Annotated in this window: 19 protein-coding genes; 8 read left to right on the top strand and 11 right to left on the bottom strand. The window is 65.5% G+C overall.

What is annotated here, in order from left to right:
* Window positions 1–15: 15 nt before the first annotated feature.
* Window positions 16–1,320, bottom strand: a complete 1,305-nt coding sequence (locus EWH21_RS17065) for a PAS domain-containing methyl-accepting chemotaxis protein (RefSeq protein ID WP_277698905.1) — start codon at window positions 1,318–1,320, stop codon at window positions 16–18.
* Window positions 1,321–1,430: 110 nt separating this feature from the next.
* On the opposite strand from EWH21_RS17065, the gene EWH21_RS17060 reads away from it, so the two are divergent.
* The 3 genes from EWH21_RS17060 (at window position 1,431) to recX (ending at window position 3,537) form a co-directional block, all read left to right on the top strand.
* Window positions 1,431–1,931: a CinA family protein gene (locus EWH21_RS17060; protein WP_134677536.1), complete on the top strand. Its 501-nt coding sequence runs from the start codon at window positions 1,431–1,433 to the stop codon at window positions 1,929–1,931.
* 85 nt (window positions 1,932–2,016) lie between these two features.
* Window positions 2,017–3,060 (top strand): recombinase RecA, encoded by a 1,044-nt coding sequence (gene recA / locus EWH21_RS17055; RefSeq protein ID WP_037053238.1) that lies wholly within the window; start codon window positions 2,017–2,019, stop codon window positions 3,058–3,060.
* 15 nt (window positions 3,061–3,075) lie between these two features.
* Entirely contained in the window at window positions 3,076–3,537 is a 462-nt protein-coding gene (gene recX, locus EWH21_RS17050; protein ID WP_152489200.1) for a recombination regulator RecX, read from the top strand.
* Window positions 3,538–3,547: 10 nt separating this feature from the next.
* On the opposite strand, the gene EWH21_RS17045 is transcribed toward recX, so the two are convergent.
* Window positions 3,548–4,426: a DUF6685 family protein gene (locus EWH21_RS17045; RefSeq protein ID WP_277698904.1), complete on the bottom strand. Its 879-nt coding sequence runs from the start codon at window positions 4,424–4,426 to the stop codon at window positions 3,548–3,550.
* A 144-nt stretch (window positions 4,427–4,570) separates the two neighbouring features.
* On the opposite strand from EWH21_RS17045, the gene EWH21_RS17040 reads away from it, so the two are divergent.
* Both EWH21_RS17040 and EWH21_RS17035 read left to right on the top strand, forming a co-directional pair.
* Window positions 4,571–4,792, top strand: a complete 222-nt coding sequence (locus EWH21_RS17040; RefSeq protein ID WP_080756997.1) for a DUF2835 domain-containing protein — start codon at window positions 4,571–4,573, stop codon at window positions 4,790–4,792.
* An 87-nt stretch (window positions 4,793–4,879) separates the two neighbouring features.
* Entirely contained in the window at window positions 4,880–5,902 is a 1,023-nt protein-coding gene (locus EWH21_RS17035; RefSeq protein ID WP_037053235.1) for a quinone-dependent dihydroorotate dehydrogenase, read from the top strand.
* Between the two features lie 80 nt (window positions 5,903–5,982).
* On the opposite strand, the gene rmf is transcribed toward EWH21_RS17035, so the two are convergent.
* Window positions 5,983–6,198, bottom strand: coding sequence for a ribosome modulation factor (gene rmf, locus EWH21_RS17030; RefSeq protein ID WP_080756998.1), 216 nt, complete (start codon window positions 6,196–6,198; stop codon window positions 5,983–5,985).
* 416 nt (window positions 6,199–6,614) lie between these two features.
* Between rmf and rlmKL the strand changes: the two genes are divergently transcribed.
* Window positions 6,615–8,792 carry a bifunctional 23S rRNA (guanine(2069)-N(7))-methyltransferase RlmK/23S rRNA (guanine(2445)-N(2))-methyltransferase RlmL gene (gene rlmKL, locus EWH21_RS17025; protein ID WP_277698903.1) on the top strand — a complete coding sequence of 726 codons (2,178 nt, stop codon included), beginning with the start codon at window positions 6,615–6,617 and terminating at the stop codon, window positions 8,790–8,792.
* A gap of 57 nt (window positions 8,793–8,849) precedes the next feature.
* Here the strand turns inward: rlmKL and dacB are convergent, their stop codons facing one another.
* The gene (gene dacB / locus EWH21_RS17020) at window positions 8,850–10,286 is read right to left on the bottom strand and encodes a D-alanyl-D-alanine carboxypeptidase/D-alanyl-D-alanine-endopeptidase (protein WP_277698902.1); all 1,437 of its coding nucleotides are present in this window, start codon (window positions 10,284–10,286) and stop codon (window positions 8,850–8,852) included.
* A gap of 185 nt (window positions 10,287–10,471) precedes the next feature.
* Here dacB and EWH21_RS17015 point away from each other — a divergent pair, with 185 nt between their 5' ends.
* Window positions 10,472–10,813: a YggL family protein gene (locus EWH21_RS17015; protein WP_277698901.1), complete on the top strand. Its 342-nt coding sequence runs from the start codon at window positions 10,472–10,474 to the stop codon at window positions 10,811–10,813.
* A 64-nt stretch (window positions 10,814–10,877) separates the two neighbouring features.
* Here EWH21_RS17015 and EWH21_RS17010 read toward each other — a convergent pair whose 3' ends face one another.
* The 3 genes from EWH21_RS17010 to EWH21_RS17000 all read right to left on the bottom strand — a co-directional run bounded on the left by EWH21_RS17010 (window position 10,878) and on the right by EWH21_RS17000 (window position 16,293).
* Window positions 10,878–13,829, bottom strand: a complete 2,952-nt coding sequence (locus EWH21_RS17010) for an HD domain-containing phosphohydrolase (protein ID WP_277698900.1) — start codon at window positions 13,827–13,829, stop codon at window positions 10,878–10,880.
* 71 nt (window positions 13,830–13,900) lie between these two features.
* Entirely contained in the window at window positions 13,901–14,965 is a 1,065-nt protein-coding gene (locus tag EWH21_RS17005) for an FUSC family protein (protein WP_277698899.1), read from the bottom strand.
* Window positions 14,962–16,293: a deoxyguanosinetriphosphate triphosphohydrolase gene (locus EWH21_RS17000; RefSeq protein ID WP_037053222.1), complete on the bottom strand. Its 1,332-nt coding sequence runs from the start codon at window positions 16,291–16,293 to the stop codon at window positions 14,962–14,964. Before EWH21_RS17000 ends, EWH21_RS17005 begins: the two co-directional genes overlap by 4 nt.
* 253 nt (window positions 16,294–16,546) lie before the next feature.
* On the opposite strand from EWH21_RS17000, the gene EWH21_RS16995 reads away from it, so the two are divergent.
* Window positions 16,547–17,329 (top strand): SDR family oxidoreductase, encoded by a 783-nt coding sequence (locus EWH21_RS16995; protein ID WP_152489195.1) that lies wholly within the window; start codon window positions 16,547–16,549, stop codon window positions 17,327–17,329.
* Window positions 17,330–17,393: 64 nt separating this feature from the next.
* On the opposite strand, the gene EWH21_RS16990 is transcribed toward EWH21_RS16995, so the two are convergent.
* From EWH21_RS16990 to EWH21_RS16975, 4 genes are all read right to left on the bottom strand, one after another.
* Entirely contained in the window at window positions 17,394–18,557 is a 1,164-nt protein-coding gene (locus EWH21_RS16990; protein WP_047586710.1) for an EAL domain-containing protein, read from the bottom strand.
* A 114-nt stretch (window positions 18,558–18,671) separates the two neighbouring features.
* Window positions 18,672–18,959, bottom strand: coding sequence for a hypothetical protein (locus tag EWH21_RS16985; RefSeq protein ID WP_047586713.1), 288 nt, complete (start codon window positions 18,957–18,959; stop codon window positions 18,672–18,674).
* The gene (locus EWH21_RS16980) at window positions 18,956–19,327 is read right to left on the bottom strand and encodes a phage holin family protein (RefSeq protein ID WP_152489193.1); all 372 of its coding nucleotides are present in this window, start codon (window positions 19,325–19,327) and stop codon (window positions 18,956–18,958) included. The genes EWH21_RS16985 and EWH21_RS16980 overlap by 4 nt, the downstream gene beginning before the upstream one ends.
* Window positions 19,324–19,641, bottom strand: coding sequence for a YqjD family protein (locus EWH21_RS16975; protein WP_037053213.1), 318 nt, complete (start codon window positions 19,639–19,641; stop codon window positions 19,324–19,326). Before EWH21_RS16975 ends, EWH21_RS16980 begins: the two co-directional genes overlap by 4 nt.
* Window positions 19,642–19,721 lie beyond the last annotated feature (80 nt).

Below are 19,721 nucleotides of genomic sequence, written 5' to 3'. Positions count from 1 at the left end.
GGCAGCGATTCGCGTTCAGTCGGTGAACGTCACCGAGAACTGGGCGACGGCTTCGACCACCCGCTGCGACTCGCTGCGTATCTCGCGAATCACCTCGCCGGCCTGGTTGGCGAGGTCGACGCCGGTGCGTGCGTGTTCGCGCGTCGTGGCCATGCTGGCCACGGCGTTACGCGTGAGGCTCTGGTTCTCCTGGACGACACCGTTGATCTCCTGGGTGGCCTGGCTGGTGCGCGAGGCCAGCTGGCGGACTTCATCGGCGACCACGGCGAATCCGCGCCCCTGTTCACCGGCGCGTGCGGCTTCTATCGCGGCATTGAGTGCCAGCAGGTTGGTCTGGTCGGCGATGCCGCGGATGACCTGGACGATGCTGGTGATCTGTTCCGACTGCTTGTTCAGGCCTTCGATCTGCTCCGCGACGTTGGCCAGTTCGCTGGCGATGTCGTTGACCACCGCGACGGTCTGCGCCACGGTGCGGGTGCCGTGATCGGCGGAGACGTCGGTCTCCTTGGCGATGTCGTGGGCCAGTTGCGCGGCGGCGGCTTCGGAGTCGCGGCGCTCGACCTGGGTGGTGATGTCGCTGGCGAACTTGACGACGCCGTACACGCGTCCGTTGGCGTCGTACAGCGGGTTGTAGGTCGCGCGCAGCCAGACCTGGCGGCCGTGCTTGGTGACGCGGCGAAAGCGGTCGGACATGAACTCGCCCTTGTTGAGGCGTGCCCAAAACTCACGGTAGTCGTCGCTGTGGCTGTCTTCTGCCAGGCAGAACATCCGGTGATGCTGGCCGATCACCTCGTCGCGGGTATAACCCATCAGGTCGAGGAAGTTCTGGTTGGCGCTGACCACCTCGCCATCCAGGTTGAATTCGATTACCGCCATGGAGCGGTCGATGGCCTTGATGTAGCTTTCGTGCATGTGCTCGGCGGCGACCTGACGGGTGATGTCGGTGGCGATCTTCATGACCTTGGTCACCGTGCCCTGGGCGTCACGGATCGGCATGTAGGTGGCTTCGAGCCAGACTTCCCGGCGATCCCGCGTCAGCCTGGGAAAACGGTCGCTGAAGTGTTCGCCCTGGCGCAGGCGCTGCCAGAATTGCTGATAGGCCAGGCTCTCGCTCAGGCTGCGCGAACAGAACAGTCGGTGGTGCTGGCCGAGGATCTCCTCCAGGCTGTAGCCCACCACCTCGAGAAAGGCGCGATTGGCATCGAGGATGATGCCATCCGGGGTGAACTCGATCATCGCCATCGATTGTCGTATGGCCTGCAGCTCGGCCGTTCCGGCGCTGGGCGCGTCCTTCTGCTCTTTATTGCGTGACAGCCACATCTCGCGTCTCCTTTCGTTCCGTCACCGGAGATAACACTAGACGACATTTGCGCGTTCCACTGGCGGTTCAAGCTGTGTAGGGTTGTCCGTTCGATGAACGAGGGACGGACATGGACAGAATCGATCGACTGGCCGCGCAACTGGGTGACGGGTTGAAAAGGGTGGGCGCCCAGGTGAGCACCGCAGAGTCCTGCACCGGCGGTGGGATCGCCGAGGCCATTACCCGTATTCCCGGCAGTTCGGCCTGGTTCGAGGCGGGCTATGTCACCTACTCCAATGCGCAGAAAACCAGGCAGCTGGACGTGTGCAGCGAGTTGTTCGCTAGTGTCGGTGCGGTCAGCCAGGAAGTCGTCGAGGCGATGGTGCGAGGGGCTCAGGCGCACAGCGGCGCGCGTTACGCGGTCGCGGTCAGCGGAGTGGCCGGTCCCGACGGCGGCTCGGCGGAGAAGCCGGTGGGCACTGTCTGGTTGGCCTGGGGCGATGGCGAGCGGCTTTTCAGCGTGCGCAAACAGTTCGCCGGAGGCCGTGATCAGGTGCGCCGACAAACGGTCGAGGCCGCACTGACGGGGCTTCTCGCCCTGTTGGCGGAGGAAAATCCTTCCCTGGGGTAGGCGGACGACTTGCCCTGTGGAATAATACTGGCTACTTATACAGTTGTTGGTGGCCTGCCGGCCCTCTTGAACATGCGAGGATAGAATGGACGAGAACAAGAAGCGTGCCTTGGCGGCTGCCCTGGGCCAGATCGAGAAGCAGTTTGGCAAGGGCGCGGTCATGCGCATGGGCGATCACGAGCGCCAGGCGATTCCGGCCATTTCCACCGGCTCGCTGGGGCTGGACATCGCGCTGGGCATCGGCGGCCTACCCAAGGGCCGCATCGTCGAGATCTACGGTCCGGAATCCTCCGGTAAGACCACGCTCACGCTGTCGGTGATCGCCGAAGCGCAGAAGCTCGGTGCCACCTGTGCCTTCGTCGATGCCGAGCATGCGCTGGACCCGGATTACGCCGGCAAGCTGGGTGTCAACGTCGACGACCTGCTGGTCTCCCAGCCCGACACCGGCGAGCAGGCCCTGGAAATCACCGACATGCTGGTGCGCTCCAACGCCATCGACGTGATCATCGTCGACTCCGTTGCGGCCCTGGTGCCGAAGGCGGAAATCGAGGGTGAGATGGGTGACATGCACGTCGGCCTGCAGGCTCGTCTGATGAGCCAGGCGCTGCGCAAGATCACCGGTAACATCAAGAACGCCAACTGCCTGGTCATCTTCATCAACCAGATCCGCATGAAGATCGGTGTCATGTTCGGCAGCCCGGAAACCACTACCGGTGGTAACGCGCTGAAGTTCTACTCCTCGGTTCGCCTGGACATCCGTCGTACGGGTGCGGTGAAAGAGGGTGAAGAGGTGGTCGGTAGCGAAACGCGGGTGAAGATCGTCAAGAACAAGGTCGCTCCGCCTTTCCGTCAGGCCGAGTTCCAGATCCTCTATGGCAAGGGCATCTACCGTAACGGCGAGATCATCGACCTCGGCGTGCAGCAGGGCCTGGTCGAAAAGTCGGGTGCCTGGTACAGCTACCAGGGCAACAAGATCGGCCAGGGCAAGGCCAACGCCGCCAAGTACCTGGAAGACAATCAGGCCGTGGCACGCGAGATCGAAGGTCAGATTCGTCAGAAGCTGCTGGTCAGCAGCACGCCGGCGAAGGCGACTGCCGATGACCTGGCTGACGCAGAAGTCGACTTCTAAGCCCGCCGCGCACGCATGACCGCGATACTGGACAACCCGCTCGCCGTTCGGCGGGCGGCCATGGACCTGCTTGCCCGGCGTGAGCACGGGCGTGTCGAGCTGACGCGCAAGCTGCGCAAGCGCGGTGCACCGCAGGAGCTGATAGAGGCGGCCTTGCAGCGCTTGTCCGAGGAAGGCCTGCTGTCCGAGGCGCGCTATCTGGAAAGCTTCGTTGCCTATCGTGCGCGTGCCGGCTATGGGCCACAGCGCATTCGCGAAGAACTGGGGCAGCGGGGGCTGGAGCGCAGCGACATCGATCAGGCGCTGCGCGAAAGCGCTATCGACTGGTTCGAGTCGTTGCGTGAGACCTGGCAGCGCAAGTTTGCCGGTCAGTTGCCCATGGACGCTCGTGAGCGTGCCAAGCAGGGGCGGTTTCTCGCCTATCGAGGTTATTCGCTGGACATGATCGGACGCCTGTTGCGCGGCAGCGACGAATAGACGCCAGCGATCACTCGGCGACGCTTGCCAGCTCGCGTAGATAATCCAGCACGTTTGGCGCGCCGGCCAGGCGCAGTCCTTCGCCCAGGGCGGTGGCGTCCTGGTGCTCCTTGGGGAGCAGGAGGAACTCCGGCTTGCCGGCTTTCTTCAGCAGCGACAGGCGCGCGTAGGGTATGCCGTTGTCCAGCAGCAAGCCCATGAAGCCAGGATCGCTCCAGGCCTCTTCAGGCATGGCCAGTACGTGGTAGCGGTGCTGTAGGTTGTCCAGCCCCGTCTCGCTCAGGCGATAACGCACCATGTTGGCGGGCAGCAGCACTTCCAGGCCGCGTCTGCGCGCATAGGCAATCGCACTGGCGAAGGCTTCCCCTCGTGTTTCCCCGGCCCAGAATGTGCGGGTGCGCCAGTTGGCTTGCAGCAACTCGACCGGGTCGCCGGCCATGAAGCGTGGCAAGGGCTGGCTCATGGCCTTGAGGAAGTCCTTGTAGCTGATGATGCGGACCTGCCGGCAATGCTCGCTCGCCGCATAGTCTTCGAAACTGCCGTAGCCGGGGGCGGGAGTCGTACAGGCGAAACCGTCGATCAGGCGCAGGTCGAAGGATTGCAGTTGTTGCGTCTGCGCCTCCACGACCTGGGTCAGTGCGGAATGCGCCTGGGCCTTGTCCTCCTGTACCGGGCCGGACAGGGCGCCGCGAGGGAGGTGGAGCAGCTGTTGCAGTTGCGGGCCCTCATGCCAGCAGATGCTGTCGGCCGGCGCTGGAAGCACCTTGAATGGCAGACGCAGCACGCTGGCCCTGGCGAAGATCTGCCGCGAGGCACGACCCAGCAACCCCAGGCGTTGTGCCAGGGCCGTCAGGCGGCCACCAAGGGTGGAGGATTCGGGCAGGCTCATGGCCGACAGGTCGCTCCTGAAGCGTCTACTGCAGTGTGGCAGACACAGGCGGCTATTGCCCATACAGCGTGGTGCGGCACGTGAGCGCCTGTGGCTGCGTAGGTCTGTGGCAAAATAGCCGCATTCATTTGCGAGGGTGCCTCCATGCCCAGCTTGGTGCTGGATATTGCGTTATCGGCCGAACGAGTGCAGGCCATCTATCGGGGCCAGGCCAACCGGATTATGGCGCAAAGCCGCGACGGACGCCGAGTTAGTTTGCCAGCGCATCATTTGCGGCCGTATTTGACCCATGCGGGCATCCATGGTTCCTTCGTTCTGGAATTCAATGATGCCGGCGAGCTGCTGAGCTTACGCCCTCTGGGCTGATCTGGCGCACGTGCCTCGCACCCGTCATGCGTGCACGGCTATAATCGCCGGTCCGCCCACCCTCTATCTGTCGAGCTGAGCCTGCCCATGTACACCCTGGCCCGCGAGCTGCTGTTCAAACTTTCCCCGGAAACCTCCCACGAGCTGTCCATCGACCTGATCGGGGCGGGGGGGCGTCTGGGGCTCAATGGTTTGCTGACCAAGGCGCCGGCCAGCTTGCCGGTCAACGTGATGGGCCTGCAGTTCGCCAACCCGGTGGGGCTGGCGGCGGGGCTGGACAAGAATGGCGACGCCATCGACGGCTTTGCCCAGCTTGGCTTCGGTTTCGTCGAGATCGGCACCGTGACGCCACGGCCGCAGCCGGGCAACCCCAAACCGCGCCTGTTCCGCCTGCCGGAAGCCGAGGCAGTGATCAACCGCATGGGTTTCAACAACCAGGGCGTCGACCATCTGCTCGAACGGGTCAAGGCTGCGAAATTCAAGGGTGTACTGGGCATCAACATCGGCAAGAACTTCGATACCCCGGTGGAGCGTGCGGTGGATGACTACCTGGCATGCCTGGACAAGGTGTACGCCCACGCCAGCTACGTCACGGTCAATGTCAGCTCGCCCAACACGCCCGGGCTGCGCAGCCTGCAGTTCGGCGACTCGCTCAAGGAGCTGCTGGAAGCCTTGCGTCGCCGTCAGGAGGACCTGGCTCAGGAGCATGGCAAGCGCGTGCCGCTGGCGATCAAGATCGCCCCGGACATGAGCGATGAAGAAACCGCGCTGGTGGCGTCGGCGCTATTGGGCGCGGACATGGACGCGGTGATCGCGACCAACACCACGCTCAGCCGCGAAGGTGTCGAGGGGCTGGCCCATGGCGACGAAGCCGGCGGCCTGTCCGGTGCGCCGGTGCGCGACAAGAGCACGCATATCGTCAAGGTGCTGGCTGGCGAGCTGTCCGGTCGACTGCCGATCATCGCCGTTGGCGGCATCACCGAAGGTCGGCATGCGGCGGAGAAGATCGCTGCCGGAGCCAGCCTGGTACAGATCTATTCGGGGTTCATCTACAAGGGGCCGGCGTTGATCCGTGAAGCGGTGGATGCGATCGCGGCACTGCGTAAATAAATAGGGCTCCCGAAGGAGCCCCTGGGCTTGCGCCCGCCGCCCGGATGGGGTCGGCATGGTGAAGTCGGGTGTGATCCTGATCAGCCGACAGCGTGAAGTTCGTTGAGTCGATGAATACCGGCCGCGCCGGTCAGCCCATCCCAGTTGTCACCACGGCCCTCACGCCAGCCATTGAGCCAGGCTTGACGTACCGATGGCAGGGTAAAGGGGCAAAGTTCGCGGGATTTACCATTGATGCCGTACTGATAGCCGCGCAAGAAAGCTCGTTCTAACGGATCACGCTTAAGTCTTCTCATAGGGTGTTGCCCTCACTGTTGACTGTTATGTCCCGTTGGCCTTGTAGCAAGGCCGGGCAGAAAATGTCTGCCTGCGAAGGTCCGCTGCCGGCGTGGCGGACCTTCTGTGCACTCGCCGTTGCAACGAGCGCCTTAGGTAGTGTTCTAACGAATGCACCGAGGCCTGTGAATGATCGATTTGTCATAAGGGCGTAACCTAAATGAGGGTGGCGCCATAAGGGGGCTGGGAATACATCCAGGCCCATTCGGCCAGACGCCGTGGGGCCTGGCTGAGCGCAGGCATGCCTGCAAAGTGCTAGTGCGAATGAGAGCGCTTGCTTATTCCGACGAAGGGTCGCCGTGTGACGTTTTGTCACTTATTTTTGAGTCGAGGTGCGCCGCCGCATCTCCCGGATTGCCATAGGCAGTAGGACACCATGTCTGATCGTTACGAAATCGTGCTGACTTGCCCCAAGGGGCTCGAAGGTCTGTTACTGGAAGAGGCCAGGGCGCTGGGGCTGGAGGAAGCGCGCGAGCAGACGGCGGCAGTCCGTGGCCATGCCGAGATCGAGGTCGCCTATCGCCTGTGCCTGTGGTCGCGCCTGGCCAACCGTGTGCTGCTGGTGCTGTCGCGCTTCACCATGAACAGCGCGGAGCAGCTGTATGACGGGGTCAAGGCGGTCGACTGGCGCGATCACCTGGAGCCGGCCGGTAGCCTGGCGGTGGAGTTCAGCGGCCAGGGTTCGGGCATCGACAACACCCATTTCGGCGCGCTCAAGGTCAAGGATGCGATCGTCGACCGGCTGCGGACCGCCGCTGGCGAGCGTCCGAGCATCGACAAGGTCAATCCCGACTTGCGCGTTCACCTGCGCCTGGACCGGGGAGAGGCGGTGCTGTCCCTGGACCTGTCCGGGCACAGCCTGCACCAGCGCGGATATCGCCTGCAGCAGGGCGCGGCGCCGCTCAAGGAAAACCTCGCGGCTGCGGTGCTGATCCGTGCCGGTTGGCCGCGTATCGCCGCCGAGGGCGGCGCCCTGGCCGACCCCATGTGCGGTGTCGGTACGTTCCTGGTGGAGGCCGCGCTGATGGCGGCGGACGTCGCCCCGAACCTCAAGCGCGAACGCTGGGGCTTCTCCAACTGGCTCGGGCACGTGCCGGCGCTGTGGAAGAAGCTGCATGCCGAGGCCGAGCAGCGTGCGGCGGCTGGCCTGGCCAAGCCACCGTTGTGGATTCGTGGCTACGAGGCCGATCCCCGCCTGATCCAGCCGGGGCGCAACAACGTGGAGCGTGCCGGGTTATCCGACTGGGTGAAGATTTATCAGGGCGAGCTGGCTCACTTTGAACCGCGTCCGGACCAGAACCAGAAAGGCCTGGTGATCAGCAACCCGCCCTATGGCGAGCGCCTGGGGGATGAAGCCAGCCTGCTGTACCTCTACCAGAACCTCGGCGAGCGCCTGCGCCAGGCCTGCCTGGGCTGGGAGGCCGCGGTGTTCACCGGGGCGCCTGAGTTGGGCAAGCGCATGGGCCTGCGCAGCCACAAGCAATATGCCTTCTGGAATGGCGCGCTGGCCTGCAAACTGCTGCTGATCAAGGTGCAGACCGAACAGTTCGTGACCGGCGAGCGCCGGGCGAAGAACGTCGACGAGCCCGAGCAGGAAGCGCCGCAACAGGCGCGCCTGTCGGAGGGCGGGCAGATGTTCGCCAACCGTCTGCAGAAGAACCTCAAGCAACTGGGCAAGTGGGCGCGCCGCGAGGGGGTCGAGTGCTATCGACTCTACGATGCGGACATGCCGGAGTATGCGCTGGCGGTCGATCTGTACCGCGACTGGGTGCATGTGCAGGAGTACGCGGCACCGCGCTCGATCGATCCGGAGAAGGCGCAGGCGCGCCTGCTCGATGCGCTGGCGGCGATTCCCCAGGCGCTGGGCGTGGCGCAGAACCGTGTGGCGATCAAGCGCCGTGAGCGTCAGGCCGGTACCAAGCAGTATCAGCGTCAGGCGGCCCAGGGCCAGTTCATGGAAGTGAACGAGGGCGGGGTCAAGCTGCTGGTCAACCTCACCGACTATCTGGATACCGGGCTGTTCCTCGATCACCGGCCGCTGCGCATGCGCATCCAGCGCGAGGCGGCCGGCAAGCGCTTCCTGAATCTGTTCTGCTACACCGCCACGGCTACGGTCCATGCGGCCAAGGGCGGGGCGCGCAGCACCACCAGCGTCGACCTGTCGAAAACCTACCTGGACTGGGCGCGGCGCAATCTGTCGCTGAACGGTTTCTCCGACAAACAGCGCCTGGAGCAGGGCGATGTGATGGCCTGGCTGGGTGAGGACCGGGGCGAGTACGACCTGATTTTCATCGATCCGCCGACCTTCTCCAATTCCAAGCGCATGGAAGGGGTGTTCGATGTGCAGCGCGACCATGTCGAGCTGCTCGACCTGGCCATGGCGCGCCTGGCGCGCGGCGGCGTGCTGTATTTCTCCAACAACTTCCGCAAGTTCCAGCTGGATGAGAGCCTGATGGCTCGCTATCAGGTCGAGGAGATCAGCGCGCAGACGCTCGATCCGGACTTTGCGCGCAATGCCAGGATCCATCGCGCCTGGCGCTTCAGCGCGCGTTGATTGCGTAGCCGGTGCAGTCCGCAGGTTGGCCCCCGGACTGCACCGGCCACGGCATCGTCAGCGCTTGGGCTGCGTGTAGGTGTCGAGCAGCACCTGGTCGAGAATCGAGGTCGCGCCCCAGGGCTTCGGGTCGTTGAGGATGGCCACCACCGCCCAGTCCTCGCCGTTGCTGTCGCGGCTGTAGCCGGCGATGGCGCGCACGTTGTTCAGCGTGCCGGTCTTGATGTGCGCCTCGCCCACCAGCGGGGTGCGTTGCAGGCGCCTGCGCATGGTGCCGTCCATGGCCACCAGCGGCATGGAGCTGCGGAACTCGGCGGAATACGGGCTGCGCCAGGCCGCCTGGAGGATCAGGGCCATTTCCCTGGCGCTGATGCGTTCGGCGCGCGACAGCCCGGAGCCATTCTCCAGCACCAGATGCGGTGCGGTGATGCCCTTGCGCGCCAGCCAGTCACGGATCACCCGTTGCGCGGCCATGGCGTCGTCCTTGTCCGCGTCGGTGCGGAACTGCGCGCCGATGCTGAGGAACAGCTGCCGGGCCATGGTGTTGTTGCTGTACTTGTTGATGTCGCGGACGATTTCCACCACGTCCGGTGACAAGGCGCGGGCCAGCAGGCGCGCGTCTTCCGGCAGCGGGGCGAGGCGGTCCTTGCCGAGGATCTTGCCGCCCAGTTCCTTCCAGATGCTGCGCACCGCGCCAGCGGTGTAGCTGGGGTGGTCGAGCAGCGACAGGTAGGTCTGTGCGCTGCAGCCTTCGGCCAGCTGGCCGCTGACGATCAGCGTGGTGCCGTCGTACTGCTGCACTGCGTTGTAGCGGATGTCCGGCCAGGACGGGCAGGTGGACGCCTTGAGCAGGCGCACCTGGTTGTCGATGCGCACGCTGGCGATGGGCGGGTCCATGGCGATCTGCACCTTGCCGTCCTCGGCGCGGGTGATGAAGCGTTGCGCCTTGAGGTTGACCAGCAGCGAATCGGGGGCGACTAGGAAGGGCTTGTTGCTGTCGCCGCCATCGTCGTTGAAGGCGGGCAGCTGGGGCGCGACGAAGAAGCTGCGGTCCAGCACCAGGTCGCCCTGGACCTGGCGCACGCCGTTGATGCGCAGGTCGCGCAGCAGCAGCCAGAGTTTCTCCATGTTCAGTTTCGGATCGCCACCGCCCTTGAGGTAGAGATTGCCGTGCAGCACGCCGTCCTTCAGCGGGCCGTCGCCGTAGAACTCGGTTTGCCACTGATGGTTGGGGCCGAGCAGCTCCAGCGCGGCGAAGGTGGTCACCAGTTTCATGGTGGAGGCCGGGTTGACCGAGACGTCGGCGTTGAACTGCAGGCCGCCGGTCTGTCCGCCCAGTGGCACGGTCATGACCGACAGCGAGCCATCGGGAATCTTGTTGGCCTTGAGGGCTTTCTCGACGTTGTCAGGCAGGGTGCCGTTGGCCGCCTGGCAGGCGAGGGCGAGGGGAAGTAGCACGGCGCTCAGCGCCAATTGACGAAACCGCTGGATCATAGTGGAGAACCTTGCGCCTCCGGGCGCTTGCAACGAGGTCTGGGGCAGACAGCACGAACCGCATTAGGGACTGTCTGGCGCAGGAAAAAGTTGCCTCTCATTATGCAGCAAGGGCGCTGTGCTGCGAGCGGTAACTCCGCCGATCTGCTAGAGTGCCGCGCGTTATCACCTTTGAGGATTGTTTCATGGCGACCAACCGTTCCCGCCGTCTGCGCAAGAAGCTCTGTGTCGATGAATTTCAGGAGCTGGGCTTCGAGCTGACCCTGAACTTCAAGGCCGACCTGAACGACCAGACCATCGACGATTTCGTCGATCAGTTCCTCGACCACGCGATCGCCGGCAATGACCTGGACTACGTGGGCGGGGAAGACTACGGCCTCGTGTGCCTGGCCAAGCGTGGCTCGGTGGCCGAAGAGCAGCGCACTGCCGTCGAAGCCTGGCTGAAAGGGCGTGACGAGCTGCAGGGTTTCGAGATCAGTCCGCTGCTGGACGTCTGGTACCCGGAAAAGCCGATCAACCAGGCCTGATCGACAGGCGGCGCTGGTCTCTCCAGCGCCCCCCCGGCCGACCAGGCTTCGTTCCGAGGCCTGGTCAGGCAAGCCCCGCCTTATCCAGTAGCGCCTGCTCGTCCACCGCGTCGATCTGATCCGCCTGCATGAAACGCTCGGCATAGCGCCGGTAGATCTTCTGGCGCACGAACAGGGCGAACAGCTGCGGGTCGACATGCGCCCCCCGGCACATGCCCGCCATGATATCCAGCGCTTCCGAAAGCGACTTGCCCTTCTTGTAGGGGCGGTCGGCGGCCGTCAGCGCCTCGAAGATATCGGCAATCGCCATCATCCGTGCCGGCAGGCTCATCTGCTCGCGTGTCAGGCGTTTCGGGTAGCCGCTGCCATCCATCTTCTCGTGGTGTCCTCCGGCGATCTCGGTGACGTTCTGCAGGTGCTTGGGGAAGGGCAGGCGGTCGAGCATCAGGATGGTCTGCACGATGTGATGATTGATGATGTAGCGCTCCTCGGCCGTCAGCGTGCCGCGGGCGATGCTCAGGTTGTGCAGCTCGCCACGGTTGAACTTGTACGGCGGCACCTCCAGGCGGAACCCCCAGGGGTTGTCGGGGCCGATCGTGTCCTGCTCGTCACGTTCGATCAGGTGCTCGGGGCAGTCGGCCAGCAAGGGCTCGTCGACCGGCAGGCTGTCCGGAGCCGAACGCTGCAGGCGCTTGGCCTCTTCCCAGGACACGCCCAGGCGCTTGTCGAGGGTACGGGACCAGCGCCGTTCGGCGATCTGCCGCAGGCGTGCCTGGTCCGCATCGGCCATGCTTTCGCCGCCCAGGTTGATGCGTGCGATGAAGGCGAATTCGTCGTCCAGCTCCGCCAGCAGGTGGTCGCGCAGCGCCGCCAGCGCGCGCTCTTCGCCGCCCTCGCTGAGGGCGCGCCAGTAACTGATCCAGGCATCGCGCTTGAGCACTTCGAAACGCATGCGCACTTCATGGATGCGGTCGTACAGGGTCTCCAGCTTGGTCGCCTTGTCGACCACGTACTCGGGCGTGGTGACCTTGCCGCAGTCGTGCAGCCAGGCGGCGATATGCAGGGCTTCCCAGTCCTCGTCGCTGGGGTTGTAGTCGCGAAACTCGGGCCGCTCGCTGTCGGCTGCCGCACGGGCGAGCATCAGGGTGATCTCCGGTACGCGCTGGCAATGCCCGCCGGTATAGGGGCTCTTGGCATCGATGGCACCGGCGATCAGCTGGATGAAGGCGTCCAGCAGCTGCTTCTGCCTGGCCAGCAGGCGCTGGCTCTCGATGCACAGGGCGGCGCTGCCGGAGACAGCATCGACGAAGGCGACGCGGTCCGGGCTGAGCATGCTCTCGCTGTTCTCGCCGCTGTCACGCTGCAGCAGCACCAGCACGCCGACGGTGTCGCCCTGGCGGTTGTGCAGGCCGGCCGAGATCAGGTGCAGGCGAGGGCTGTCCATCGCCGACAGCAGCCCCTGGAAGCTGCCGGCCTGATCGAAGCCGATGGAGGTGGCGATGCTGTCGCCGCCCGTGGCGGGCCGCTGCAGCCAGCCGGGCAGGGCGGGGTCGTCATGGGCCACGCCGGCGATGCCCAGCTCGCTCAGGCTGCGGCTCTGGCCGTCGATGACCAGGCCCTGCGGTTCCAGGCGGCCAGTGTCGTTGTCGAGCAGATAGAGCAGGCCACCCTGGGCATCGCTGATGGATACGGTGGCGTCCAGTACGCGCTTGAGCAACGCTTCGAAATGGGTCTCGGCGGAGAGGCTGGCGGCGATGTCGAGGAATCTCGACAGGCGATCCTTCATGCTGCTCATCGAGACCGCCAGTTGGTCGACCTCCAGGATGGGCGAGCGGCCGCTGGCCGGAAAGGCGAAATCGAAACGGTGAATCGCCTGTGCCTCCAGCACCAGGCTGCGCAGGGGCTTGACCACTAGGCGCGAGGTCAGCCAGCCCAGCGGCAGGCAGAGCAGCAGGGTGGTCAGGGTGATCAGCGCACCCTGCCAGCGGATGCGATAGGCGTCCGCCAGCAGTTCGTGCTCGGGCACCAGCAGCGCCAGGTGCAGGCCCTGGGGGCCACCTTCGCGCAGGTGCCGCTGGGACATGACCCAGCGCTGCTTGGCCAGCTCGACGATGCCGTCTTCCTGCTCCGAGAGCTTGCCGGACAACAGCTCGCCAAGGGCCGGGTTGAGATCCCTGACCTTGACCCGCTCGGTCTTGCCATCCACCTCGCGCAACAGGCGGCTGCTGTCGGGGTAGGCGACGGCATCGCCATTGGCATCGGCCAGCACCACTTCGCTGTTGGGGGTGACGCGGTGCTTGGCCAGGGTGGCGGAGAGGTCGTCCAGGGTCAGGTCGGCGCCGAGAACCGTAGTCAGGCCGGTGCGCCTGGCCAGCGTGGTACCGATCTCCTGGGTGGAGAAGAACAGGTAGGGCGCGGTGGTGATCTGCCCGCCATCGCCCCGTGCGCGGATGAACCACTCGCGCTTGCGTGGATCGTATGACTCCTTGAGGTTCTGGCGGCGGCTCAAGGGGTTGAGCGAGCCGTCGTAGAACAGGTAGTCGCTGGCCGTTCCGGTGGCGCTGCGGTCGATGCTCCAGACCTGGTAGGCGGCCTTGTCCGGTGCGTCGAAGCGCTGCTTGAGCGCGTCGCTACGCAGCGGGCGGACCATGAAGAAGTCACCGTCCTCGTAACCCAGGTAGAGCGAGGCGAGCTTGGGGTTGTCGCGCAGGGCCTGGGCGAACAGGGGCAGCAGTTTCAGGCGTTCGTCGAGCTCCCTGGCCTGGGTGGCGGGATGCAGGGCGATCAGGCTGAGCACGTGGCGTATGGGGCGGTAGGTGCTGTCCAGGTCCCGTTCGACGTCCTGCTGGATGCGTTCGAACAGGGTCGCGCTGCTGGAAAAGATCAGCTGACTGGTCTGTCGGTAGTTGAACAGACCCAGCACGACGCCGGTGAACAGGAGCAGGAGGGTGAACAGAACGCTGATATGGACGTGCAGGGGAAAACGGCGTTCGCGGGGAACGGCGGTATTGAGCATCGCACTTCACTCCTTGCGGGCGCTGCAGGCTCACTCAGCATAGTGAAGGCTTGGCGATTCTGCCGAACGCTCTAGGACGGTTTTTCCGGCGTTGCCGTCGTCGTCACGGTTTTGCTCAGGTGCACGCGCAAGCCATGCACCAGCAGGGCGACGGTCAGGGCCAGGGCGACGCCGATCAGCGCATTGAGCAGGCGCACTTCCGCCAGGTGCCAGTCCTTGGACAGGCTTTCGGTCAGCAGCACGAAGCACAGGCTGGTCTGCAACACGAACAGGCCATAGTGATTGGCCTGCAGGGCGCGACTGAGGAAGACCAGCAGCAGGAGCGTGCCGACCATCACCGGCGGGCTCTGCAGGCTGTGCCCGAAGGCGATCAGCAGGCCTGCCGCGGCCAGGCTGGCGAGGCTGGCCTGCAGGGCGCGCACCAGGCTGCCCTGGAATTCCAGTTGCAGGGTGGTGATGACGGTCAGGGTCAGCCAGTAACCGCGTGACAGTCCGGCCAGGTTGACCAGCAGACCCGAGGCCGAGAAGGCGAGCACGCAGGCCAGTGCGTGCAGCCGCCATTGCTGGCGCGGCAAGCGCTGGGCATGGCGCTTGAGTACCTTGAGAACGCTGATGAAACGCGGCATGTAGGGCCACATGCGCAGGCCGTGTACGCCGCGCAAGCCGAAGGCCAGCAGCATGACCCAGAGCCCGCCGAGGATGAACAGCATGGCCACTGCGTAAGGGTTGTGCAGATGGCCGGTGCCGAATTGCCCCTGGCCCAGGCACAGGCAGATGCACAGGCCGATGCCCAGCTTGCCGGCTTCGCTGCCGAAGCGCTGCAGCCAGGCCAGCAGCAGGCCGAAGGCGGCGAAGATGCCCAGGCTGATCAACGGATGCGTGGCCGCCCAGAAGCCCAGCCCGGCACTGCAGGCACCCAGCAGGGTGAGCAGCAGCATGCGCAGCATGCCGAAGCGATGCAGGGGGTTGGCCTGCGCCGCCTGGAAGGCGCCCGCAGAGGCCCACAGGAAGCCGGTATGGGCGGTGAACAGACCCAGCAGCAGGGGCAGTGCGCAGCCCAGCCCGGCGACGACGGCCGGGCCCCATGCCGGCGGGCCGGCATGCCAGGTGAAGCTGCTGCGGATCAGGTTCTTCATGAGGTCGCGGAACGCCCGGTCATTTCTCTCGCCATTTCCGTAGCGTAGCTGTCGGTCATGCCGGCGATGAAATCGATGACCCGCATGAACGAGCGGTACAGCGGCCAGCCGGGTTCCGGGGCGTAGTAGCTGAGCAGATCGAGGATGCGCCGGTGCTTGAACGACAGCGGGCGGCCGCTGTGCTGCTCCAGCGCCGCGCCGCAGAACGCGTTGAGGAGAATTTCCAGGGTGGTGTAGGCGCCGATCTCGTGCAGGGTCTTGCGCTTGTCGTGGAAGATCTTCTCCCGGGCCAGTGACTTGGCGCTCTGCACGCAGTGCTTGGCCGCGCCGTGCATGTGCTCGACCAGATCGCCCTGCAGGCGCCCGGCAAGCAGATCGTGCTGCTGTTCGACGAAGGCGTTGGCGGCGGCATTGGTCAGGTGCTCGATGGCCTTGCCGCGCAGGATCGCCAGTTTGCGTCGCCGCGAGTCCCGTGGGCCGAGCTGGCGATAGGTTTCCGGCAGGTCATCGCCCACCAGGGCGAGCAGCAGCGCCTCGACTTCGGCATAGTCGAGCAGCTCCATCTCCACGCCATCTTCCAGGTCGATCAGGCCGTAGCAGATGTCATCCGCTGCCTCCATCAGGTACACCAGCGGGTGGCGCGCCCAGCGCTGCGCCTCCAACTGGGGCAGCTCCAGCTTGGCGGCGATCTGTTCGAGCAGCGGCAGCTCGCTCTGGTAGCAGCCGAACTTGTGCTTCTTGTAGCCCAGCGCTTCAGCGTGGCGGGCCGTCCAGGGGTATTTGAGGTAGCTGCCCAGGGTGGCGTAGGTCAGGCGCGTGCCGCCGTCGAACTGGTGGTACTCCAGCTGGGTGAGGACGCGGAACCCCTGGGCATTGCCTTCGAAATTGAGGAAGTCGCCGCGCTCGGCGTCGCTCATCGCATCCAGCCAGCCGCGTGCCGCCGCCTGCTGGAACCAGTGGCGGATGGCATCCTCTCCGGAATGGCCGAATGGCGGGTTGCCGATGTCATGGGCCAGGCAGGCCGACTGCACGACCATGCCCAGATCGCTTGGCGTGCACCAGCTGGGCAGCGTCTCGCGCAGCATCTCGCCCACGCGCATGGCCAGCGACCGCCCGACGCAACTGACCTCCAGCGAGTGGGTCAGGCGGGTATGGATATGGTCGTTGCTCGAGACCGGGTGCACCTGCGTCTTGCGCCCCAGGCGGCGAAAGGCACCGGAGAAGATGATGCGGTCGTGGTCTTTGTGGAAGGGGCTGCGCCCGAGCTCGTCAGAGCTGGGGGCGGGTTTGCCGAGACGTTCGCGGGTGAGCAGGGTATGCCAATCCAAGGCCGATCCTCGCCTGTTGATCCGGGCTCCTAGCTTGGGTGTTCAAGCGGGCGCCTGCAAGTGCAGGGTGCCGATGGGGGCGATGTTTCCGCTCTGCGTCCGCTGCCTCTAGTCCATATCGACGATGCACGGCAGGAGGCTCTGCGTATGCTGACTGCGCATTGCCGGCCCGATATTCGTCAGGCGCCTGTTGCCAATCGCCTTGGCACGGCCGGGGCTCATCGTGCAGCGCACCGTCAACAGGAGTTCCTCGATGTCATCGACTCATGCACCTGCCGCACTCACCAGCCCGGTCATCGTGACGGGGGCTGCTTCGGGCATTGGCCTGGCGTGCGCCGAGTTGCTGGCTGAGGCCGGCCGGCCCGTGGCGCTGTGGGACCTGCAGGTCGACAAGGCGATCGTTGAAGCGGTGCGCATCAGTGAGGCCACCGGAGTGGCGACGACCAGTCTGGGCGTCGATGTGGCGGACCTCGGCCAGGTGAGTCGGGCGATCAACCAGAGCCGCGCAGCGCTGGGCACCATTGGTGGCCTGGTGCACGCTGCCGGCGTTCCCGGTACCTGCCCGCTGGAACAGCTGAGCCCGGCTGCCTGGGCGCAGGTGATGGATATCAACCTGCGTTGCTGGCCGTTCATGATTCAGGCCTTGCTGGAGGACTTCAAGGTCAGCAAGGGGGCCGCCTGCGTGGGGATCGCCTCGATCAACGCCACCCTCGGCAATGCCTTCAACCCCACCTACAGTGCCTCCAAGGCCGGCATGCTCGGCCTGAACCGCGCCTTGGCCGATGAGCTGGCGCGCTTTGGCATTCGCATCAACGCCGTCTCGCCAGGCCAGATCATGACCCAGATGATCGCCGATGCCATCGCGGCAGCGCCGACGGGGCTCAAGGAGCGTTTCGAGAGCCGCATTCTCCTGGGGCGCCTCGGTCAGCCCCGTGAAGTGGCGACTGCCGTGCGCTTCCTGCTGTCGTCCGAGGCCAGCTACATCACCGGCGCCGAGCTGGTGGTCGACGGCGGCAATATCTCCTCGCAGCGCTGACTGCAGGGCTCGTCGCCCCATGCTGCCCCAAGTGATCGGCCTTGCAGAGACTGGGACGGGCCGCTCAGAGCCCAGCGGCGTCGATGTCCACCAGCAGCAGGCGCCGGCCGTTGTCGATGAACTGGCCGGCCGTCAGGCAGTACTGGTTGCTGGTGGCGTCGCGGTAGGTGGTGGAAAGCGTCAGGCGGCGCTCCTCCCAGCCCTCGGCGAGCAGCTGGTAGAAGTACGGGCGCCACGACCAGTTGTGGCCCAGGTAGCGGTCGTCGGCGTGCCAGGACTGCTGGCGCCACTCCAGGTTCGGCGTGAGCTGGGTGCCGTGACGGTCGCACTGGTAGATGCGCAGCAGCCACGGGTAGTTGTCGGGGGCCTTCAGGCTGGAGGCCGGGGCGCCGCTTTCCGCCCACAGCTTCAGCTCACCCATCAGTTCGGCCAGCTGCTGGCGCAGGTTGACCAGGCGCGCCCGCTCGGCCAGTTTCTGTTGCACGTAGCTGTCGCGCAGACGGGCGAAGCGGCCGACGAAGGCGTCGCTGGCGAACAGCTCCACTTCCGGCTTGGCGAACAGGAAACCCTGCACATAGCGGGCGCCGCACTCCAGCGCGAAGTTCAGTTCCGCCTCGGTTTCCACGCCCTCGGCGATGATCCAGCAGCCGGTCTTCTCCGCCATCTGCGCGAGGGCCTTGACCACCTCGCCACTGGGGCCGCCCCGCGCGGCCTCCTGGAACAGGCGCATGTCCAGCTTGAGAATGTCCGGCTGCAGCGCCAGGACACGGTCGAGCTGCGAGTAGCCGGCACCGAAGTCGTCGATGGCGATGCGTGCGCCGGCCTCGCGGTAGCGCGACACCACGTCGGGCAGGCGCTGGCTGGCGCCGCCCAACTCGGTGATCTCGAAGACGATACGTGTCGGGTCGATGGCGCTGCGCTGCAGCTGGATCAGGCTCGGCAGCGGTTGCGCCGGGCGCAGGCGGCTGATCCAGCGAGGGGAGATGTTGAGGCTGAGGAACCAGTCCGCCGGCGCCTGATGGAAGCGGCGCAAGGCATCCTCGCGAACCTGGCGGTCGAGTCGGCGCAGCGCCGCCGGTGGCGTTTTCGGATCGGCGAACAGTGGCCCGGCGGAGTGCATCCGGCCATCGGCGTCACGCAGGCGAGCCAGCGCCTCGACACCTGCGATACGGCCCGTGGCGGTGTCGATGAAGGGTTGGAAGACGGCGAAAGGCAGTCCGTCGATCACCTGGGTGTCCTTAGCGTCAGCGGTTGAGCCACCGAGTGGTGGAGGATCACTCGAGCAAGCAAGATCGCGGCCAGCTCAGGACTAGACCAGCCATGCTGGCCGTTTGCCCGCCTTTCAGCGACGCCGCAGGAGTGGCGCGACGATCAGCGCCAGGCGCGCCCAGCGACGCCAGCCCCGTTTGCCGCCCAGCAGGCCGGCCAGCGCCAGCACGCCGCCGGTGAGCAACAATGGTGCATTGCCGGTGCGCAGGCGTTTGCCGTATTCGCGCACCTGCTGCAGCGGTTCGCTGATCTGCAGCACCTCATGGCGCACCTCCTGGCGGTGCATTTCCAGGCGCATGCGCAGCACGGCCTTGCGCAACTGGCGGCGCGAGGCGCCTGGGGGCAGGGTAGGCAGGGTCATGGCAGCAGTTGCTCGCGGTCTCGTTGCAGTTCCTCCAGGCTGGCGCTGAAGGGCGGTTCGGCGTTGCGCAGGCTGAGCAGCAGCCAGGCGGCGCAGCCGAGCAGGCCCAGGCCGTAGAACAGGCACAGGCCGATGGCGACCTCCAGACGGTGGCTGTCCCAGTAGAGGATCAGCAGCAGCGCGGACAGGCCGATCAGCAGCAGCAGGGCGAAACCCAGGCACAGTCCGCCCAGGAGCAGCGAGCGCAGGGCCTGGTTGCGCTGGTCTTCGAGTTCGTGGGCGAACAGCGCCACGTGCCCCTGCAGCAGGCCCAGCAGCGCTGCGCCGAGGCGACGTGGCGATGGCCCGGTGGGCGTGGGCGCGCTCAACGGCGGCTGATCAGCAGGCCGATGACCAGGCCGATGGCGGCCGACAGACCCAGTGCCTGCCACGGGTGCTTGTGCACGTAATCCTCGGTGGCATCGACCGCGATCTTGCCTTGCTCGCGCACGCCGGCCTCGGCCTTGTGCAGCGTGTCGCGGGCGCGGCCCAGGCTGCTGCGGATGTCGTCGCGCAGCGCCTCGGCTTGCTCGCCGGCCAGGCTGGCGGAGTGTTGCAGGAGCTTTTCGGTGTCGCTGACCAAAGCCTGGAATTCATCCAGCAGGGCGTCCTTGGTGCTAGGCGTAGCGGCTTTGCGTGGCATAGAGCAGTCCTCTGCGTAGGGTGTGTAAGGGGTACGAGTGTTCTGCGGCGCGAGGGTTCCAAAAGGATAGTCGGGAAGTG

It is taken from the genome of Pseudomonas sp. REST10 (assembly GCF_029542605.1).
Classification (GTDB): Bacteria; Pseudomonadota; Gammaproteobacteria; order Pseudomonadales; family Pseudomonadaceae; genus Aquipseudomonas; species Aquipseudomonas khazarica.
The sequence above is the reverse complement of the archived record's forward strand: the minus strand, read 5'-3'. Positions and strand labels throughout refer to the sequence as shown.

What these genes read in the sequence shown, in the direction of transcription:
- EWH21_RS17065 (WP_277698905.1), bottom strand. Translation starts at nt 1,320, where the DNA reads ATGTGGCTGTCACGCAATAAAGAGCAGAAGGACGCGCCCAGCGCCGGA.
- EWH21_RS17040 (WP_080756997.1), top strand. Translation starts at nt 4,571, where the DNA reads ATGCCCAGCTTGGTGCTGGATATTGCGTTATCGGCCGAACGAGTGCAG.
- EWH21_RS17010 (WP_277698900.1), bottom strand. Translation starts at nt 13,829, where the DNA reads ATGCTCAATACCGCCGTTCCCCGCGAACGCCGTTTTCCCCTGCACGTC.
- rlmKL (WP_277698903.1), top strand. Translation starts at nt 6,615, where the DNA reads ATGTCTGATCGTTACGAAATCGTGCTGACTTGCCCCAAGGGGCTCGAA.
- EWH21_RS16995 (WP_152489195.1), top strand. Translation starts at nt 16,547, where the DNA reads ATGTCATCGACTCATGCACCTGCCGCACTCACCAGCCCGGTCATCGTG.
- EWH21_RS17045 (WP_277698904.1), bottom strand. Translation starts at nt 4,426, where the DNA reads ATGAGCCTGCCCGAATCCTCCACCCTTGGTGGCCGCCTGACGGCCCTG.
- dacB (WP_277698902.1), bottom strand. Translation starts at nt 10,286, where the DNA reads ATGATCCAGCGGTTTCGTCAATTGGCGCTGAGCGCCGTGCTACTTCCC.
- EWH21_RS16975 (WP_037053213.1), bottom strand. Translation starts at nt 19,641, where the DNA reads ATGCCACGCAAAGCCGCTACGCCTAGCACCAAGGACGCCCTGCTGGAT.
- EWH21_RS17060 (WP_134677536.1), top strand. Translation starts at nt 1,431, where the DNA reads ATGGACAGAATCGATCGACTGGCCGCGCAACTGGGTGACGGGTTGAAA.
- recA (WP_037053238.1), top strand. Translation starts at nt 2,017, where the DNA reads ATGGACGAGAACAAGAAGCGTGCCTTGGCGGCTGCCCTGGGCCAGATC.
- EWH21_RS17015 (WP_277698901.1), top strand. Translation starts at nt 10,472, where the DNA reads ATGGCGACCAACCGTTCCCGCCGTCTGCGCAAGAAGCTCTGTGTCGAT.
- EWH21_RS17005 (WP_277698899.1), bottom strand. Translation starts at nt 14,965, where the DNA reads ATGAAGAACCTGATCCGCAGCAGCTTCACCTGGCATGCCGGCCCGCCG.
- rmf (WP_080756998.1), bottom strand. Translation starts at nt 6,198, where the DNA reads ATGAGAAGACTTAAGCGTGATCCGTTAGAACGAGCTTTCTTGCGCGGC.
- recX (WP_152489200.1), top strand. Translation starts at nt 3,076, where the DNA reads ATGACCGCGATACTGGACAACCCGCTCGCCGTTCGGCGGGCGGCCATG.
- EWH21_RS16985 (WP_047586713.1), bottom strand. Translation starts at nt 18,959, where the DNA reads ATGACCCTGCCTACCCTGCCCCCAGGCGCCTCGCGCCGCCAGTTGCGC.
- EWH21_RS17035 (WP_037053235.1), top strand. Translation starts at nt 4,880, where the DNA reads ATGTACACCCTGGCCCGCGAGCTGCTGTTCAAACTTTCCCCGGAAACC.